The sequence below is a fragment of the Amycolatopsis sp. NPDC051716 genome (assembly GCF_040681595.1).
Classification (GTDB): Bacteria; Actinomycetota; Actinomycetes; order Mycobacteriales; family Pseudonocardiaceae; genus Amycolatopsis.
The window spans coordinates 55518-73570 of sequence record NZ_JBFAZA010000019.1 but is presented as its reverse complement, the minus strand read 5'-3'; the positions used below and the strand labels follow the sequence as shown (position 1 = coordinate 73570).

The 18053-nt window shown below is 72.6% G+C and carries 16 protein-coding genes and 1 riboswitch; of the genes, 9 read left to right on the top strand and 7 right to left on the bottom strand.

Annotated features, from left to right (window positions below; genetic code table 11):
• Positions 1–22: 22 nt before the first annotated feature.
• Complete coding sequence (locus AB0M30_RS25810) at positions 23–772, bottom strand: methyltransferase domain-containing protein (protein WP_364588228.1); 750 nt, start codon at positions 770–772, stop codon at positions 23–25.
• Between the two features lie 148 nt (positions 773–920).
• On the opposite strand from AB0M30_RS25810, the gene AB0M30_RS25805 reads away from it, so the two are divergent.
• From AB0M30_RS25805 to AB0M30_RS25795, 3 genes are all read left to right on the top strand, one after another.
• Entirely contained in the window at positions 921–1826 is a 906-nt protein-coding gene (locus AB0M30_RS25805; RefSeq protein ID WP_364588225.1) for a DNA-3-methyladenine glycosylase 2 family protein, read from the top strand.
• A gap of 224 nt (positions 1827–2050) precedes the next feature.
• Entirely contained in the window at positions 2051–2836 is a 786-nt protein-coding gene (locus AB0M30_RS25800) for a M50 family metallopeptidase (protein ID WP_103337671.1), read from the top strand.
• Positions 2837–3685: 849 nt separating this feature from the next.
• A complete protein-coding gene (locus AB0M30_RS25795) occupies positions 3686–4918 on the top strand; it encodes an aldehyde dehydrogenase family protein (protein WP_364588222.1) in 1233 nt (410 codons plus the stop codon).
• A 110-nt stretch (positions 4919–5028) separates the two neighbouring features.
• Here the strand turns inward: AB0M30_RS25795 and AB0M30_RS25790 are convergent, their stop codons facing one another.
• On the bottom strand, positions 5029–5280 hold the full coding sequence (locus tag AB0M30_RS25790) for a hypothetical protein (protein ID WP_364588219.1): 252 nt from the start codon (positions 5278–5280) through the stop codon (positions 5029–5031).
• 89 nt (positions 5281–5369) lie between these two features.
• Here AB0M30_RS25790 and AB0M30_RS25785 point away from each other — a divergent pair, with 89 nt between their 5' ends.
• Positions 5370–6461, top strand: coding sequence for a dihydrofolate reductase family protein (locus tag AB0M30_RS25785; protein WP_364588216.1), 1092 nt, complete (start codon positions 5370–5372; stop codon positions 6459–6461).
• Positions 6462–6465: 4 nt separating this feature from the next.
• Here AB0M30_RS25785 and AB0M30_RS25780 read toward each other — a convergent pair whose 3' ends face one another.
• Both AB0M30_RS25780 and cobN read right to left on the bottom strand, forming a co-directional pair.
• Positions 6466–7671 (bottom strand): chitinase, encoded by a 1206-nt coding sequence (locus AB0M30_RS25780; protein ID WP_364588213.1) that lies wholly within the window; start codon positions 7669–7671, stop codon positions 6466–6468.
• Between the two features lie 177 nt (positions 7672–7848).
• Positions 7849–11412: a cobaltochelatase subunit CobN gene (gene cobN, locus AB0M30_RS25775; RefSeq protein WP_364588210.1), complete on the bottom strand. Its 3564-nt coding sequence runs from the start codon at positions 11410–11412 to the stop codon at positions 7849–7851.
• 49 nt (positions 11413–11461) lie between these two features.
• Positions 11462–11569: riboswitch (cobalamin riboswitch) on the bottom strand.
• Positions 11570–11654: 85 nt separating this feature from the next.
• Between cobN and AB0M30_RS25770 the strand changes: the two genes are divergently transcribed.
• Complete coding sequence (locus tag AB0M30_RS25770; RefSeq protein WP_364588207.1) at positions 11655–12383, top strand: hypothetical protein; 729 nt, start codon at positions 11655–11657, stop codon at positions 12381–12383.
• On the opposite strand, the gene AB0M30_RS25765 is transcribed toward AB0M30_RS25770, so the two are convergent.
• From AB0M30_RS25765 to AB0M30_RS25755, 3 genes are read right to left on the bottom strand one after another with little or no spacing between them, the layout of a single operon-like run.
• The gene (locus tag AB0M30_RS25765; RefSeq protein WP_043784651.1) at positions 12380–12613 is read right to left on the bottom strand and encodes a helix-turn-helix transcriptional regulator; all 234 of its coding nucleotides are present in this window, start codon (positions 12611–12613) and stop codon (positions 12380–12382) included. The two genes, AB0M30_RS25770 and AB0M30_RS25765, sit on opposite strands and share 4 nt — an antisense overlap.
• A 3-nt stretch (positions 12614–12616) precedes the next feature.
• Positions 12617–13468: an ABC transporter permease gene (locus AB0M30_RS25760; protein WP_364588204.1), complete on the bottom strand. Its 852-nt coding sequence runs from the start codon at positions 13466–13468 to the stop codon at positions 12617–12619.
• Entirely contained in the window at positions 13465–14391 is a 927-nt protein-coding gene (locus AB0M30_RS25755; protein ID WP_364588201.1) for an ABC transporter ATP-binding protein, read from the bottom strand. Before AB0M30_RS25755 ends, AB0M30_RS25760 begins: the two co-directional genes overlap by 4 nt.
• Before the next feature lie 109 nt (positions 14392–14500).
• Here AB0M30_RS25755 and AB0M30_RS25750 point away from each other — a divergent pair, with 109 nt between their 5' ends.
• Genes AB0M30_RS25750 through AB0M30_RS25735 form a run of 4 tightly spaced genes read left to right on the top strand, consistent with a single transcriptional unit; the run spans position 14501 to position 18003 of the window.
• A complete protein-coding gene (locus tag AB0M30_RS25750) occupies positions 14501–14815 on the top strand; it encodes a DUF6191 domain-containing protein (RefSeq protein WP_103337663.1) in 315 nt (104 codons plus the stop codon).
• A 4-nt stretch (positions 14816–14819) separates the two neighbouring features.
• The gene (locus tag AB0M30_RS25745) at positions 14820–15896 is read left to right on the top strand and encodes a precorrin-3B synthase (RefSeq protein ID WP_364588198.1); all 1077 of its coding nucleotides are present in this window, start codon (positions 14820–14822) and stop codon (positions 15894–15896) included.
• Positions 15893–16516, top strand: a complete 624-nt coding sequence (locus AB0M30_RS25740; RefSeq protein ID WP_103337661.1) for a precorrin-8X methylmutase — start codon at positions 15893–15895, stop codon at positions 16514–16516. The genes AB0M30_RS25745 and AB0M30_RS25740 overlap by 4 nt, the downstream gene beginning before the upstream one ends.
• The gene (locus AB0M30_RS25735; RefSeq protein WP_364588195.1) at positions 16513–18003 is read left to right on the top strand and encodes a precorrin-2 C(20)-methyltransferase; all 1491 of its coding nucleotides are present in this window, start codon (positions 16513–16515) and stop codon (positions 18001–18003) included. The genes AB0M30_RS25740 and AB0M30_RS25735 overlap by 4 nt, the downstream gene beginning before the upstream one ends.
• Positions 18004–18053: the final 50 nt, after the last annotated feature.

The window sequence follows — 18053 nt, the reverse complement described above, 5'->3', positions numbered from 1 at the left end:
CACCTCCGACAATCCGCGGTGCTCAGCCGAGCTCGCCCGCCACGATCTGCGTGACACCGGCGTACCGTTCGGTGATCTTCGTGAAGCCGCGGGCGCGCAGGGCCGCCCCGATTTCGCCGCGATCGAACATCTTCTGGCCGCTCACGATCCCGCCGGCCGACTCGATCAGGCGTGCGGGTTGCCGGCCGCGGCGGGCGCTCGTCAGCAGCACGACCCGGCCACCCGGTTTCACCACGCGCGCGAACGAGTCCAGCGCGGTCTCCGGCTCGGCGAACATGTGCAACGCGGCGAAGCAGCAGAGCGCGTCTACTGTGGACGGCTTCAACGGCAGGTGCACGGCGTCGGCACGCAGGTAGGCGACGGTGTCCGGGCCGCCCTCGCCGACGGCCTTGGCGAGCATGGTGCGGGCGCCGTCGAGCCCGATCGCCAGCCCGTCCGGGCCGACGGCCGCGCCGAACGCCCGGGTGAACCGGCCGGTTCCGCACGCGACGTCGAGCACCGTGCGGCCCGGTGCCAGCCGGAGGAGTTTCGTGGCCAGTGAGACTTCTTCCGCCATGCTCGGTCCGAACGGGCCCTTGAGCGCGCGGCCGAGGGCGGGCCGCCAGTAGCGCTCGTAGACCTGCGGGAGCAGGGTGGTGCGCATCAGGCGCTGCGTGAGCCCGGTCGGCGGACCGGCCTGGTCCGCGGCGCCCAGCAGGTCGAGGTAGCCGGAGTCCGGCTGGGCCGGCGTCTCGAGCAGGGCCTGGAGACGATCGGATGCGCTGGTCGGCACGGGCTCTCCTCCCTTTCGGACACCGGCAGTATGCCCACCTCCGGGCCACTCGATCGGGTGAACAAATCCGGGATCAGGCGTTCGACGCCCGAAATTGTCGGTGCCCCTTCCTAACGTCGCAGGCAAGGTTCCGATCCGAGGAGGAGAGATGACGACGATTTCCCGCCCGCGCACCGACATCGAGGTCCGCGGCGAGTTCGACCTGGCCGCGGCGGCCCGCTTCCTGACCGGCTTCGCCCCGGCCGGGCAGCCGGACTCCGAACCCGGCGCACTGCGGGTGGCGTTCGCGCTCGACGGCGAATGGACGCCGGTGGGAGCGGTGCTGCGGCAGAGATCGCCCGGCGAGGTCACGGTCGAGGTCTACGGTCCGCCCGAGCACACCGACGCGGTGGTGGCCCAGGTGCGGCGGATGTGCTCGCTGGACGTCGACGGCACGGCCTTCCCGGAGGCCGGCGCCCGTGATCCGGTGGTTTCGCTGCTGCAGGGGCTGCACCCGGGCCTGCGTCCGGTCTTGTTCGCATCGCCGTACGAGGCGGCGTGCTGGGCCGTGCTGAGCCACCGGATCTGGATGACGCAGGCGGTCCGGCTGCGCCGTCGCTTGACCGAGCGCTACGGCACCGAGGTCGACGTGGGTGGGAGCATGCTGCGGGCATTCCCGGCGCCGGCCGCTCTGGCGAAGATGGAGTACCAGCCGGGGCTGCCGGGCCCGAAGATCCCGCGCCTGCGCGCCATCGCCGAGGCGGCGGCCGGCGGAATGCTGGACGCGGCGGCGTTGCGGGCCATGCCGGCGGAGGAGGCGCTGAAGCAGCTGCAGCTGCTGCCGGGCATCGGCCGGTTCAGCGCGGAGCTGATCCTGATCCGCGGCGCCGGCCACCCGGACGTCTTCCCCCGCAGCGAAACCCGCCTCCACGAGATCATGCGCGACGCGTACCACCTCCCGGGCGCGGGCGTCGCGGAGCTGGCGGAGATCGCGGAGTCCTGGGCGCCGTTCCGGAGCTGGGTCTCGTTCCTGTTCCGGGTCGAGGGCGAGGCCCGGATGCGGGAGTCGCGATGACCTGACCTGGGCGGAGGCCCACCGGCGGTGGCCGGGTGAAGCTGCTTGCCGAGCCCGGATCCGGCTCGGGGCGGTGGCAACGCCCCGGCCCGTGCGGTCGCGCCTCTCGCCGCCCGCGTTCCGACGACAGAAAGGAGAGCGCCACGACGCAATACCGGAAGCCGCGAAGCGGCGAGCGGTGGGGACTCACGGTAGCCAGATATCGCCTGTGGTGAGGTGTCCGGGTGAGCTCGCCCGTTCATTTCGCGCTCGGTGGTCCGGCCGGTGACGCCCTGTCGGCTTTCCGCGCGGCTGCCGCCACGGACACATCGCCGGCCGGTTCGCTGCTGGAGCAGGCCCAGGCCCCCGCGGTGATCACCCTGATCGCCGGCGGCGTGGCGCTGCTCGTGGTGCTGGTCGGCGGGACGCCGTGGCGGCGGGCGCGGAACGTCGTGACGATGGTGCACGAGGCCGGGCACGCGCTGGCCGCGGTGCTCGTCGGACGGCGCCTGCAGGGCATCAAGCTGCATTCGGACACCTCGGGCGTCACCGTCTCGCGCGGCAAGCCCGAGGGGCCGGGCATGGCATTCACGGCGATGGCCGGGTACCTGGCGCCATCGGTCCTGGGGCTGGTGTTCGCCAGCCTGCTGGGCGCCGACCTGGTCGGCACGGTGCTGGTCCTGATCGCGCTGCTGCTGCTCGGCGTGCTGGTGATGGTGCGCAACGCGTACGGGGTGTTCACGGTCGTCGCCAGCGCGGCGGTGCTGGCGCTGATCGCGTTCGTGGCCCCGGTCGAGCTGCAGGCCCCGTTCAGCTACCTGGTGACGTGGTTCCTGCTGTTCGGAGGTGTCCGGCCGGTGGCCGAGCTCCAGACCAAGCGCCGCCGCGGCCAGGCCCGCGACTCGGACGCGGACCAGCTGGGCCGCCTCACGGCGGTCCCGCCGGTGCTGTGGGTCTTGGTCTTCGCGGTGGCAACGATCAGCTGCTTGATCGCCGGCGCCCTGTGGCTGCTGGAGCCAGTGGCCAAGTAGCGCCGACAGCGGTGGTTTCCAGCCGCGGCGCCCGGTACCGGCGGCCATGGCCCGGAGCCGCTCCACCAGGCGGCGGAAGCTGCCCGCGCCGCTGCCTGCTGCGTGCCGCTCGCTGGCGCCGCCCGCGGCTGGCTGCCTATCGACCCGCTGCCGGCTACCCGCTCGCTGCCGCGACTCGCGGCTGGCTGCCCGCCGACCGGCTACTGGCCGGCCGCCCGCCGCCCGCCGCCCGCCGACCGGCTACTGGCTGCTGGCTGGCGCCCGCCGACCGGCTACTGGCTGGCGTCCGCCGGCTGACGGCTGCCTGCCAGCCGCCGCCCGCTGGCCCCGGCCTGACCGACCCACGTGGAGCGGCCCACGAGCGTTGGCCTGAGCCCGCCGCCACGCTCGCCAGCCGTCTGCGGCGGCCGCGGTGATTGCGAGGTGCCGTTGCGGTGGTCTGGCACGCGGCCGGTCGGTTCGGGCGCCTGCCGCGGGCGCCGCGCGCGTGCGGTCGGCTGGTCGCGCTGATCGTGAGGCGCCACTGCGCCGCTCGGGCCTTCCCTGCCCGTTGGCGGTCCTCGCGGTCGCGATCGGTGGCCGGTCGGCAGCTGCTGGTGTGCTCGGGCCTGCCCCGGCCGGTCGCGGCACCACCTCACGGGCGGTGGCCGGTCAGCGGCCGCGGCGGTCGCGAGCTGCCGCCGCGATGCCCGACCACACCAGCGGCCGGCCGGCCCCTCCGCCGTGGTCGTCACCCGGCGGCCGCGCCACCCCGACCACGCCCACGCCTCGCTCACCGGCGGTGGAGCCCGTGGCCGGTCACCGGGGTGCATGCGGCAAACTGGTGGTCCGCGCGGAGGGAGACGAACGATGGACGAGGTCGCCAAGGCCGTCGAGGAGTGCGCACGGGCGGCGAAGCTGGCCGCGCCGTCGCTGGCTGCCGCGAGCGCCCAGGCCGTCGATGCCGCTCTGTCCGGGATGGCCGAGCGGCTGCTCGCGCACCGTAACGAGATCCTCGAGGCGAACCAGGCCGATGTCGCGCGCGCCAAGGCCGACGGGATGAGCGCCGGCCTGCTCGACCGGCTCACCATCACCCCGGAGCGGCTCACCGGCATGGCCGAACAGCTTCGGCTGCTCGCCGGGGCCCCGCACCAGGAGCGCTCCGTCGACGTGTCCACGCTGGACGGCGGCCTGCGGCTGGTCGAACGGCGGCGGCCGGTGGGGGTCATCGGCGCGAACTACGAGGCGCGGCCGAACGTCACCGTCGACGTGGCCTCCCAGCTGGTCAAATCGCGCAACGCCGGCGTTCTGCGCACCGGCTCGGCCGCGCTCGGCTCCGCCCAGCGGCTGCGTGAGGTCGTCATCGCGCCGGCGCTCACCGAGGCGGGCATCGATGCCGACTGCGTTCAGCTCGTGCCGCGCGTGGAGCGGGAGGCGGCCTCCGCGCTCGTCCGGCTGCCCGGCCTCGTGCCGCTGGTGATCCTGCGCGGCAGCGGGGACAGCACCCGCGCCCTCGCCACCGAGGCGGCCGTCCACGGCGTGCGCACCCTCGCCCACGCCGATGGCGGCGGCGTCCTCTACGTCGACCGCGGGGCGGACGTCACCAAGGCGCGCGACCTCGTCTACGCCAGCCTCGACCGGCTGGGCGTCTGCAACCGGCTGAACCTGCTGCTCATCCACGAAGACATCCACGACGACGCCTGGCCCGCGATCTCGGACGCCCTCGCCGAGCGCGGCGTCACGCCTTCGCTGGCCCCGCACGAGCACCCCATCGGCTACGAGTGGGCGCTGGACTCGGACCGGGAAGCCACCGTGACCGTCGCCAAGGTCGGCTCGCTCTCCGACGCCGTCGAGATCGCCAACGAGCGCACCTCCGGCCTGGCGGCGGGCATCTCCACCGAGGACGAGTCGGCCGCCGACGCCTTCTTCGACGGCTACACCGGCACGGGCGTCTTCTGGAACGCCCCGACCCGCCTCCTCGACGGCTTCAAGCTGCTCGCCGTCCCGGAAACCGGCATCAACCTCGACAAGGTTCCCGGCCCACGCGGCCCGGTCACCTACACCGACCTCTACGTCCGCCAGTACGCGGTCCTGCCGGCCTGAACCGAGCGGGGCCGGGCCCAGGCCAGGCGGGCCAGGCCAGGCCGGGCCAGGCCAGGCCAGGCGGGCCAGGCCAGGCCAGGCGGGCCGGGCCGAGCCGGGGCTGGGCCCGGTCAGCGCGTCGGCGGGACGCCGGCGAGCTTGCGCAGCTCCTTGACCGTGTCCACGGCGTTGATGACCAGCTCGGTCCGCTCGTCGGCGTCGCCGGAATAGCGGTAGATCGCCGTCGGTCCGTCGCTGATCGCGATCGCCGCGACCAGGCGGCCTTCGGGGTCACGGGTGAGCCCGGTCGTCACCGACACCTCCCGGCCGACGGTGTCGACCGTGGTGAGCGTCCGCTCCTTGTACCAGCCTCGCGTTGTCATGTTCAGAAAGCTCCGGGGGGATGCGCACGGCAGGGGGATACGTCGTAGGACGCGGGGACCGCCCCGGGTGTTACGGCATACTGGGCCGGGTGATCTCCCGGCCGCACGTCCTGCTGTCCGCCGCGCAGTCGCTCGACGGCTACCTCGACGACACCTCACCCGAGCGGCTGGTGCTGTCCACAGAGGACGACTTCGCGATCGTCGATCGGTTGCGGGCCGAGGCCGACGCCATCTTCGTCGGGGCCGGGACCGTGCGGGCCGACAACCCGCGGCTGCTCGTCCGCTCGCCCGAACTCCGGCGGAAACGGCTGGAGCAGGGTAAGCCCGAACAACCCGTCAAGGTCACCGTGACCACCCGCGGCCTTGACCCGGACGCGCAGTTCTTCACCGTCGGGGACACCGAAAAGATCGTCTACGCACCGCCCGACGCCGCGGATGCGCTCAAGCACGTCGCCACCGTCGTCGACGCCGGGAACCCGCCGGACTTCGGGCGCGTCCTCGACGACCTCGGCGCGCGCGGCATCGAGAACCTGCTGGTCGAAGGCGGCGGCGGGATCCACACGCGCTTCCTCACCGAAGGCCTTGCCGACGCACTGCGGCTCGCGATCGCGCCGTTCTTCGTCGGGCAGCCGGACGCGCCGCGGTTCGTCGGGCCGGGCCGCTATCCGCGGCCGCTGGTCCTGACCGCCGCGCACGAGCTGCAGGGGATGGCCATCCTCGAGTACCGCGCCGCCGCCGAACCGACCGGCCGGGACGTCCAGCGCCTCAAGGAAGCCATCGCGCTCGCCGCCGAGTGCCCGCCCAGCCACACCTTCCGGGTCGGCGCCGTGATCACCGACGCGGACGGCGAGGTCGTCGCCACCGGGCATTCCGGCGAAGGCGACCCGGGCAACCACGCCGAGGAAGCCGCACTGGCCAAGTGCGCCGGCGACCCGCGCCTGGCCGGCGCGACCGTGTACAGCTCGCTGGAACCGTGCAGCCACCGCAGTTCCCACCCGCGCAGCTGCACCCGGCTCATCCTCGACGCCGGGATCCCGCGGGTGGTGTTCGCCTGGCGCGAGCCGCCGGTCTTCGTCGACGCCCGGGGCACTGAACTGCTGCGGCAGGCCGGGCGGCACGTCGTCGAGGTGCCCGCGCTGGCCCCGGAGGTCCAGCGCGAGAACACCCACCTCGACTTCTAGGCCACTAACAGGCGCCGTTGTCCTGCCAGACGCCCCATTCGCCGGTGGTGCCGGGCTCTTCGCCCTGCGTCCACCACTTGGCCGTCCACTTGTGGCTGTTGTGCGAGACGACGTTGTCCTTGACGTAGACCTTCGTCCGGTCCCACTCCGCCGCGGTGCAAGAGCCGTTGCCCGGGGTGGTGGGGGTCGTCGTCACCGGCGGGGTGGTCTGCGGCGGGGTCGCGCCGGCGAAGCGGACGCTGAACTTCGTGAAGTCCCAGTCGTTCTGCGGGACGTTGCTGCAGACGCCGTTGTCCGTGGTGCCGGAGCAGGCGCGGTCCCGGTTCACCGACCAGAACGTGAAGCGGCCGAGGCCGTGGCTGGTCGCGTAGTCGTACACCGTCTGGAAGTCCGAGGTGTAGAACATCTCCGCCGCGTCGGACTTGCCGTTCATGCCGGAGAAACCCTCGTGGGCGTACGCGGTCGCGCTGTCCCAACCCAGATGCGACATCAGCAGGCCGTGGAACGCTTCCAGCGCCGAAACCTGCGACGAGCCGCCGTTGAAACCGCCGTCGAACGGCATGATCGAGAAGTTGTTCGGCGTGAAGCCGATCGACTTCGCCTGGTCGATCAGCTGCGTGCCGAACCAGCCGGTGCCGGCCGCGGTGCCCGGCATGGTCACCGACACGAACAGGCCGGGGTTGCTGGCCTGCAACGTCTTCGCGGCGCCGAGCTCGTTCGCGATCGCGGCGGTGTTCTCGTACTCGGGCTCTTCGAGGTCGAAGTCGATCGCCTTGAGCGAGTACTTCGTGATGACCTGCTGGTAGGCGGCGGCCGTCGCGGCCACCGTTCCGCAGGTCTGGCCGAGCTTCGTGCCGCCGTACCCGCCGACGGACACCGAGACGTCGCCGCCCGCGCCGCGGATCCGCGAGATCACGCCCGCGACCGCGGTGTCGGAGGAGACGGCGGAGGTGCCGTCCCAGGTCGGGCTGCAGCCGCCGCCGTTCGGAGCGAGGATGAACGCCAGCTGGAACGCCTTGAGCCCGGTCGCGTTCATCACGGTCACAGGGTCGGGCGGGTTGTTGCTCTGGGGCATCAGGTACGGCGCCGCGGCGTACCAGTTGTTGCTCAGCGCCGCGGTCGCCGACGGTGCGCCGAGCACGAGGCTGACGGCGGTGGCGGCGAAAGTGGCGGCGGCGAGCCCGACGGCGGCCAGTCTGCTCCTGCGCATGAGCTGTCCTCCCGGTGGGGATCGAGGTGGACAGATCATTGGACTAGACCATTAACGAAGTCAAGACGCGAAGGTCGGGTAATCCCGATCGACGGGCGAAACGTCCCGCAATATCCGAAACTTGTCCGGCGAAGGCGGCGGTGGTCCGGACCACCGCCGCCGGCTCTCCGCTTGCGGTCACTCCGACTCGAGGTCACCCTCCAACGACAGGTACACCTCGCGCATCTTTTCCAGCAACGCCGGATCCGGCTCCGCCCACAAACCGCGGTCCGCCGCCTCGTTCAGCCGCTCCACGATCCCGCGCAGCGCCCACGGGTTCGCCTGCCGCAGGAACTCCTGGTTCACCTCGTCGAGCACGTACGACTCGGTCAGCTTCTCGTACATCCAGTCGCCGACCACGCCGGCCGTGGCGTCGAAGCCGAACAGGTAGTCCACCGTGGCCGCCAGCTCGAACGCACCCTTGTAACCGTGCCGGCGCATCGCCGCCAGCCACCGGGGGTTGACCACGCGGGCGCGGAACACCCGGGCCGTCTCCTCGCCCAGCGTGCGCGTGCGGACCGCGTCGGGGGAGGTGCTGTCGCCCACGTAGGACGCCGGGGCCGCGCCCGTCAGCGCGCGGACCGTCGCGATCATCCCGCCGTGGTACTGGAAGTAGTCGTCCGAGTCGGCGATGTCGTGCTCGCGCGTGTCGGTGTTCTTCGCCGCCACCACGATGCGCTTGTACGAACTCTCCATGTCCTCGCGCGCCGGGCGGCCGTCCAGGTCGCGGCCGTACGCGAAGCCGCCCCACACCGCGTACACCTCCGCGAGGTCCTTGTCGTCGCGCCAGTTCCCGCTGTCCATCAGCGGGAGCAGGCCCGCGCCGTACGCGCCCGGCTTCGAGCCGAAGATCCGCGTGGTCGCGCGCCGGTCGTCGCCGTGTGCCGCCAGGTCGGCGGACACGTGCGCGCGGACGAAGTTCTCGTCGAGAGGTTCGTCCAGCCCGGCCACCAGCCGCACCGCGTCGTCCATCAGGGCGATCACGTGCGGGAACGCGTCGCGGAAGAACCCGCTGATCCGGATCGTGACGTCGATCCGGGGCCGGCCCAGCTCGGCGAGGGGGATCGCCTCGATGCCCGTGACGCGCCGCGAAGCTTCGTCCCACACCGGCTGGACGCCCAGCAGCGCCAGGACTTCCGCCGCGTCGTCGCCGGACGTCCGCATCGCCGACGTGCCCCACACCGACAGCCCGACCGACTTCGGCCAGTCGCCGGTGTCCTCGCGATAGCGCTTCAGCAGCGAGTCCGCCAGCGCCTGCCCGGTTTCCCAGGCCAGCCGGCTCGGGATGGCCTTCGGGTCGACGGTGTAGAAGTTCCGCCCGGTCGGCAGCACGTTGATCAGCCCGCGCAGCGGCGACCCGCTCGGCCCGGCCGGGATGTACCCGCCGTCCAGCGCGTGCAGCACCGCGTCCAGCTCGGCCGACGTCCCCGCGAGCCGGGGGACGATTTCCTCCGCGGCGAACGAAAGCACCCGCGCGACCTGGGCGTCCGGCGCCACCGACGCGACCGCGGTCGCGTCCCAGCCCCGCATCTCCATCGTCTGGACGAGCTCACGCGCCGTCTTCTCGACCGCGTCCACTTCGGACATCGGCGCGTCTTCCTTGAGGCCCAGCGCGGACCGCAGGCCGGGTACCGCGCCCTGCTTGCCGCCCCACATCTGGGACGCGCGCAGCATCGCCAGCACCAGGTTGACGCGCGCCTCGCCGGTCGGCGCCGCCCCCAGGACGTGCAGCCCGTCGCGGATCTGCGCGTCCTTGACCTCGCAGAGCCAGCCGTCGATGTGCAGCAGGAAGTCGTCGAACTCCGCGTCGTGCGGCCGTTCGTCGATGCCGAGGTCGTGGTCCAGCTTCGCCGCCTGGATCAGCGTCCAGATCTGCTGGCGCACGGCCGGCAGCTTCGCCGGGTCCATCGCCGCGATGTTCGCGTGCTCGTCGAGCAGCTGCTCCAGCCGCGCCATGTCGCCGTAGGACTCCGCCCGCGCCATCGGCGGGATCAGGTGGTCGACGATCGTCGCGTGCGCGCGGCGCTTCGCCTGCGCGCCCTCGCCCGGGTCGTTGATCAGGAACGGGTACACCAGCGGCAGGTTCCCGAGCACGGCGTCCGGTGCGCACGACGCCGAGAGCCCCGCGGTCTTGCCCGGCAGCCACTCCAGCGACCCGTGCTTGCCCAGGTGGACGACGGCGTGCGCGCCGAACTCCTCTTCCAGCCAGCGGTACGCGGCCAGGTAGTGGTGGCTCGGCGGCAGGTCCGGGTTGTGGTAGATCGCGACGGGGTTCTCGCCGAACCCGCGGGGCGGCTGGATCATGATGATCACGTTGCCGCTCTGCAGGGACGCCAGCACGATGTCGCCGTTGTCGACGTACAGCTCGCCGGGCGCGGGGCCCCAGTGCTCCTCGACGCCTTCGCGCAGCTCGCCCGGCAGCGCGTCGAACCACTCCTGGTACCGCGCGGCGGGGACGCGGATCGGGTTTCCGGCGAGCTGCTCTTCGGTCAGCCACTCCGGGTCCTGGCCGCCGGCGGCGATCAGCGCGTGGATCAACGCGTCGCCGTCGGGCTGGTCGGTGCCGGTCGGGTCGACGCCCGGGAACGCGTCCGGTCCCAGGTCGTAGCCCAGCGCGCGCATCCGCCGCAGCAGCTCGATCGCCGACGCGGGCGTGTCCAGCCCGACCGCGTTGCCGACGCGAGAGTGCTTCGTCGGGTACGCGGACAGCATCAGCGCGATGCGGCGTTCCGGCGGAGGTGTGTACCGGAGCCGCGCATGCGCCAGCGCGATGCGAGCGACGCGGGACGCGCGCTCGGCGTCCGGCACGTACCGGGGGAGACCGTCCTCGTCCAGCTCCTTGAACGAGAACGGCACCGTGATCAGCCGCCCGTCGAACTCCGGCACGGCCATCTGGTTCCCGGCGTCGAGCGGCGAGAGGCCGTCGTCGCTGGCCGCCCACGTCTCGCGGTCGCTGGTCAGGCACAGCGCCTGCAGGATCGGGACGTCGAGCGCGGCCATCTCGGCGACGTCCCACGCCTCGTCGTCACCACCCGCGCCCACCTCGGACGGCCGCGTGCCGCCGGCCGCGAGCACGGTGACCAGCAAGGCGTCCACGGACGCCAGCTCGGCCATCATCTCCGGCTCGCGTGTCCGCAGCGAAGCACAGTAGACCGGCAACGCGCGCCCGCCCGCGGCTTCGATTTCGTCGGCCAGGGTGTGCACGAACGCGGTGTTCCCGGACAGGTGGTGTGCGCGGTAGTAGAGGATGCCGATGACCGGGCCGTCGCCCCGCGAAGGACGTTCGAGGACGCCCCACGTGGACTGCTCGGCGGGCGGCTCGAAACCGTCGCCGGTCAGCAGGAGCGTGTCGGAGAGGAACCGGTGCAGCTGGGTGAGGTTGGCCGGGCCGCCCTGCGCGAGGTAGGCGTGGGCCTCGGCCGCGATCCCGGCGGGGACGGTGGAGAGCTTCATCAGCTCGGCGTCCGGCGTCTGCTCCCCGCCCAGGACGACGACGTGCGCGCCCGACGCCCGCAGCGTGTCCAGGCCGTCCTGCCAGCTCCGCGGCGTGCCGAGGATCCGCGCGACGACGATCTTGACGCCGTCGAGCAGCCCGGGCAGCTCGGCGACGTCGAGCCGGGCGGGGTTGCCGAGCCGGTACTCGCGGTCGCTCGATCGGGCGCTGAGCAGGTCGGTGTCCGAAGTGGACAAAAGCAGGATCACGAGGTTCCTCCTCGGGGTCCGCGCCCCGGGTAGACGGGCGCGCCGGCCGGAGTTCCTGGCTCCCGGAGCCGCCGACGTACTCCCTCCCGCGGAGGGGGCATCGAACACGGCTCCGGTCACAGTGGCGGGACCGCCCCGGACTTCCACCGGGTTCCTCCACCTGCCGACGCGTGGGTATCGCCCTCACTCTCCGGTGCTGGTCGAGGCGCGTCAAGGTGACGTTGCCTGGGTAACCTGGCGGCTTGGAACCCTTGCTCCGGAGCTTCACCGCCGCGCAGTCGACCCGGCAGCCGTACCGCCACCCCACCGCGGCCGAGCTCGAAACCGCCGGAACGGGCTTCGCCGCCTTGCTCGACGGCCGCCCCCACCACCTCCCTGACCTGGGGTTCTCCGTGACCGGCGATGCCCTAGTGGTCCAGGAACGCGGCACCGAACGGGCCTGGGGGCTCTACGCGATCGACCGGTCCGCGCCGCCGTCACTGGTCGTCGAGGTGCCGCACCCCTCGTCCGACCTGCGGACCGACCTCATCGGCCTGGCCCTCTTCCAGCAGGTGCCCGGCGCGCTGCTCGCCGTCGCGGGGGCGCACCGCCGCCGGGAGGACCCGGCGCACGAGACGCGGACCGTCTTCCACGTCGTCACCACGCTGCTGGCCCGCCGCGGCCTGCCGCAGGTCCAGCTGCACGGCTTCAAGGACCGCACCCTGCCCGCGGCCGACGTCGTCCTCTCGGCCGGCGCCGCGGAGGCCGGCGACGCGGCCCGCCGGGCAGCGGACCGCCTGGAAGCCGCCGGGTTCCGCGTCCGCCGGGCCTGGGCCGAGCCCTGCCGCGGCCTGGCCGGGACGACGAACGTCCAGGGCCAGGCCGCCGACGGCACACCGTTCCTGCACGTCGAGCTCAACCGGACGATCCGCGAGACCCGCCGCGACGCCGTCGTCCGCGCCCTGGCCGACGCCGACCTGCGCAAGCCCTAGGCGGACCGCTCTCCCAGGCGGGGGAAGGGCTTCGTCGAGAACAGCACTTCCACGGAGACCTCGAAGAACTCCGCGATCCGCAGGGCCAGGTACAGCGAAGGGCTGTACTCGCCGCGCTCCAGGTAGCCGATCGTCTGGTAGTGCACGCCGAGGGCCTCCGCCAGCTGCCGCCGCGAGATCGACCGCTCCGCGCGCAGCATCGCGATCCGGTTGTACACGACCTCGCTCATGACTCACCCCACACGCTGCATGGCCTTCTGCCGCCGTTCGGCCAGCGACGAGCCGGCCTCGCGCCGCGCCATCCGGCGGAGCAGGATCGGGGCCAGCGCGAACCCGGCCACCGCCCAGGCGAGGAGCACCGCCAGGGTCGCCACCGGCCGCCACGACTGGCCGATCTCGACGGCGAGTGCGCTGTCCGGCAGCAACGCCGAGCGCATCCCGAGGCCGAGCCAGTACATCGGGAACACCTGCCCGACGTCCTGCAGCCAGCCCGGCAGCGCCGTGATCGGGTAGAAGATGCCCGAAATCGCGCCCATGCCCATCACCGGCAGGGTGATCAGCCCGATCGCGCGCGAGCTGGTGGCCAGCGCCCCCAGCGCCGCACCGATCGGCATCGTCGCGATCATGCCGAGCACCAGCACCCCGAGCAGGTGCAGGTACGACCAGACGCCGTCGGGCGCCAGCACGGGGAACGCGAACAGGCACGGGACCAGGACCGCGATGATGGACGTGAGCTGGGCGAGCGACAGCGCGGTCGTCTTCCCGGCCAGGTACCCGACCATCCCGTTCGGGGTCGCCTTGGCCCGCAGCAGCGTGCCGTCTTCGCGGTCGACGGCCAGGTAGCCCGCCGCGGCGGTCAGGCCGTTGAACACGATGCCGGCGCCGAGCACGCCGGGCACGGTCGCCGCGCCCAGCGAGAACGACGTGCCGGGCAGCGTGGCGTTGCGCATGAAGAACAACGTACCGAGGAAGAGCGCGACGAAGACGAGCTGCCCCACGACGTCGTCGGCGTTGGTCCACGTCTGCTTGAACTCGATCCAGCCACGGGCCAGGCCGGAGCGCAGCGCGGTGGTCCTGGCGTTCATCGCGCACCCGCTTCCTGGAGGCCGAGCTCCGTCTCGCCGCCGGTTTCGGCGCGGTGGACCAGCGTCATGTAGGTGTCCTCCAGCGACGCCCGCCGGACCTCGAGGTCCGCGACGGCCTCGCCGTGCTGCTTGAACAGGTCGTACACGTACTTCGTCGCTTCGGTCGTCGAGTGGACGAAGCGCTGCCCGCCGACGCTCCAGCGGACCTCGGCCTCGCCGGAGATCTGCCGGCTGAGCTGGTCGGCCGAGCCGTCGGCGATGATCCGGCCGCCGTTGAGGATGAGGATCCGGTCGGCCAGCTTCTCGGCCTCGTCCAGGTCGTGCGTGGTCAGCAGGATCGTCGTGTCGAGCTCGTCGGACAGGCGGTGCACCAGGTCGTGGAACTCGCGCCGGGCCTCGGGGTCGAAGCCCGCGGTCGGCTCGTCGAGGAACAGCAGCTCGGGGCGCCCGACGATGCCGATGGCGACGTCGAGCCGCCGCCGCTGCCCGCCCGAGAGCTGCTTGAGCTTCTTGTGCGCGTGCTCGGTGAGCCCGACCGTCGCGATCAGCTCGTCGGTGTCCCACGGCCGCTGGTGCGACGCCGTCGAGTACGGCGCGTAGTACCGGCCGAGGTGCGCGAGCAGCTCGCGGACGCGCCACTTCCCGTGGTCACGCCAGGACTGGAGCACGACCCCCAGCCGTGCCCGCCAGTCCTCGCCGCCGTGCGCCGGGTCGACGCCCAGCACGCTCACCTCGCCGGCCGACCGCATGCGGAAGCCCTCGAGGATCTCGATCGTCGTCGTCTTGCCCGCGCCGTTCGGCCCGAGCAGGCCGACGACCTCACCCCGGTACGCCTCGAACTCGACGCCGTGGAGCACGTCGTTCGTGCCGTACCGCATCCGCAGCCCGCGCACGCGGACGACGGGATCGGACGGATCTCTCATCACGGTCACCCCCATCTGACTGATGCGATTGAATGTAGCACACCTACTACATTTGATCAGACTTCTGCGGTACCGGGAACTTGACCCACGGTCACCCGGTTCGCCGGGCATGGGAACTTGGCTGGGGCTCGCCCTTCCGGGCGGCGTCGTGATCCTGCTGGTCATGGCCGCGATCGAACTGCGGCCGCGCAAGAACGGCTCGCGCTTCAAGGCGCGGCTGTCCGCGACCTCCATCGAAGAAGCCACCGCGTTCCTCTACGGGACCAAGCGGCGTGAGCTGGAACACCGGGAAACGATGTCGATGCTCGTCGAGCAGGACGCCGAAGGCGCGCCTCCTTGGCGTGACGTGGACCTGGACGCCGGAACGGCCCGGATCCGGCCGCGTTCGGACCCGCCGGAGCCCCGGAACGGCCAGCTACAGTGACCTCATGCCGACCCCAGCACGCGTGCGAGCCGACGCGTGCCCCGGTGTTTTCGCACCCCACGACGCCGCTGACGGCCCGTTGGCGCGGGTGCGGCTGCCCGGCGGCACGATTTCCGCAGTGCAGCTGCACGCGCTGGCCGACGCGGCCGAGGCCTGCGGCGACGGCGACCTCCACCTCACCTCGCGCGGCAACGTCCAGCTCCGCGGCGTCACCGAGCCCGGTCTCGCGGACCGGCTGACCGGCGCGGGTCTGCTGCCTTCGCCGTCGCACGAGCGGGTCCGGAACGTCCTCGCGTCACCGCTGAGCGGAGTGCGCGGCGGCCTCGCCGACGTCCGCGGCCTGGCGGCTGAGCTGGACCAGGTGCTGTGTTCGACGCCGGACCTGGCGGCTCTGCCCGGACGGTTCCTCTTCGCCTTCGACGACGGACGCGGGGACGTCGCCGGCGAAGGTGCCGACGTCTGCTGGCGCGCGACGGGCCCTGCCGGGGGAACGCTGCTGCTCGCGGGTGGCGACACGGGACGACGGGTGGCCCGCGCCGACGCGGTGGCGGTGCTCATCGAGGTGGCGCTGGAGTTCTGCCGGGTGCGCGGCGCCGCCTGGCGCGTCGCCGAACTCGACGACCCGGCCTGGCGCGGGACGCCGGTGCCGCGGATGCCGGCCGAGGTCCCGGCCGGCCTGATTCTCAAGGATGGCGGTGGCTTCGCGGCCGGTGTCGTGCCGCGCTTCGGGCAGCTGTCCGCGACGCGGGCGCGGGCGCTGGCGGAGTACGGGACGGCGCTGGTCACGCCGTGGAAGTCGCTGGTCCTGCCGGACGTGCCCGCCGACGTCTTCGAGCGGCTGGGGTTCGGGGGCGAGGCGTTGGGGACCACCGCGTGCATCGGCCGTCCGGGCTGCGCGAAGTCGCGCGCCGACGTCCGGGCCGACGCGGTGTTCCGGCCGGGCCTGCGCGCGCACTTCTCGGGCTGTGAGCGGCGGTGCGGAAAGCCGTCGCAGTCCCATGTGGACGTTGTCGCCGAAGCGGGGGGCTACCGCATCGACGGCCGCTGGGTGCCGCTCGACGAGATGGAAGGGAAGCTGTGATCGACTACCTGCGGGACGGTGCCGAGATCTACCGGCACTCGTTCGCCACGATCCGCGAGGAGGCGGACCTGGCGATCCTGCCCGACGACGTGGCCGGGCTGGCGGTCCGGATGATCCACGCCTGCGGCATGGTCGATCTGGTCGACGACCTGCGCTACACGCTCGACGTCGTCGAGTCCGGCCGCGCCGCCCTCGAAGCGGGCGCGCCGATCCTGTGCGACGCGCAGATGATCGCGAGCGGCGTCACCCGCCGTCGCCTGCCCGCGAACAACGAGGTGCTCTGCACGCTCTCGGACCCTGCGGTGCCAGGTCTGGCCGAGCGGATGGGCACCACGCGCTCGGCCGCCGCGCTGGAACTGTGGCGCGACAAGCTGCCCGGCTCGGTCGTGGCGATCGGCAACGCGCCGACGGCGTTGTTCCGCCTGCTGGAGATCCTCGACGAAGGCGTCGGCGCGCCCGCGGCGATCATCGGCGTCCCGGTCGGTTTCGTCGGCGCGGCGGAGTCCAAAGAGGAGCTGGCCAAGCGCGCCCCGGCACCGTACCTGGTGGTGCACGGCCGGCGCGGCGGCAGCGCGATGGCCGTCGCGGCGATCAACGCCCTCGCGAGCGCCGAAGAATGACCGGAACGCTGTACGGCGTCGGGCTCGGCCCCGGCGACCCGGAACTGATGACGGTCAAGGCGGCGCGCCTGATTTCCGAAGCCTCGGTGATCGCCTACCACTGCGCGCGGCACGGCCGGAGCATCGCGCGGTCGGTCGCCGAGCCGTACCTGCGCGAGGGGCAGATCGAGGAGAAGCTCGTCTACCCGGTCACGACCGAGACGACCGACCACCCGGGCGGGTACGAGGGCGCGATCGCCGACTTCTACGAGCTGAGCGCGAAGCGGCTGGCCGAGCACCTCGACGCGGGCCGCGACGTGGTTCTGCTCTGCGAAGGCGACCCGTTCTTCTACGGCTCGTACATGTACATGCACGAACGGCTTTCCGGCCGCTTCGAGGCGGTGGTCGTCCCGGGCGTGACGTCGGTGAGCGCGGCGTCGTCGGTCTTCGGCCGCCCGCTGGTGCAGCGCGACGAGGTGCTGACGGTGCTCCCGGGCACGCTGCCGGCCCCGGAACTGGCCCGGCGCCTCGCCGACACCGACGCGGCGGCGGTGCTGAAGCTGGGCCGGACGTTCTCGTCGGTGCGAGAGGCGTTCGCGGAGGCGGGCAAGCTGGACGACGCCGTCTACGTCGAGCGCGCGACTTGGGGCCAGCAGCGTGTCGAGCCGTTGGCCTCGGTCGATCCTTCGACGGTGCCGTACTTCTCGCTGGCGTTGCTGCCTTCGCCGGCTTACGCGTCACGTCAGTCTTCGCCGGCTTCTCCGCCGGCTGCCGCGCCTTCGGCCGGTGAAGTCGTCGTCGTGGGTCTCGGGCCGGCCGGTCCCGAGTGGCTGACGCCCGAAGCCGCTTCGGAGCTTGACGCGGCGGAGCACATCGTCGGGTACGGGCCGTATGTCGCGCGGGTGCCGCAGAAGGCGGGCCAGCAGCGGCACGCGTCCGGCAACCGCGTCGAGGCGGACCGGGCGCGCGACGCGTTGTCCTTGGCCGCATCCGGCTCCCGGGTCGCGGTGGTGTCCTCGGGCGACCCGGGCGTGTTCGCGATGGCGTCGGCGGTGCTGGAGCAGGTGTCCGCGGGGCACGGCACCGGTGTCCGGGTCCGGATCGTGCCCGGAGTGACCGCGGCCCAGGCGGCGGCGTCCCGGGTGGGAGCCCCCTTGGGCCACGACTACTGCGTGCTGTCGCTGTCCGATCGGCTGAAGCCGTGGGAGATCATCGAGAAGCGCCTCGACGCGGCGGGCGCGGCGGACCTGGTGCTGGCGCTGTACAACCCGGCGTCCCGCACCCGGACGACCCAGCTGGCCGACGCCCGTGCCGTGCTGCTCCGCCACCGTTCCGCGGACACCCCGGTGGTGGTGGCCCGGGACGTCGGCGGCCCGGAGGAGGACATCCGCATCACCACGCTGGGCGACCTCGATCCGGCGACGGTGGACATGCGGTGCCTGCTGATCGTGGGCTCGTCGAAAACCCGCGCGGAGAACGGCATCGTCTGGACGCCCCGCAGTTACTAGTCTGCCGCGGCTTGTCGTGAGTGGTAAGGCGGGTTAGAACCCGCCTTACC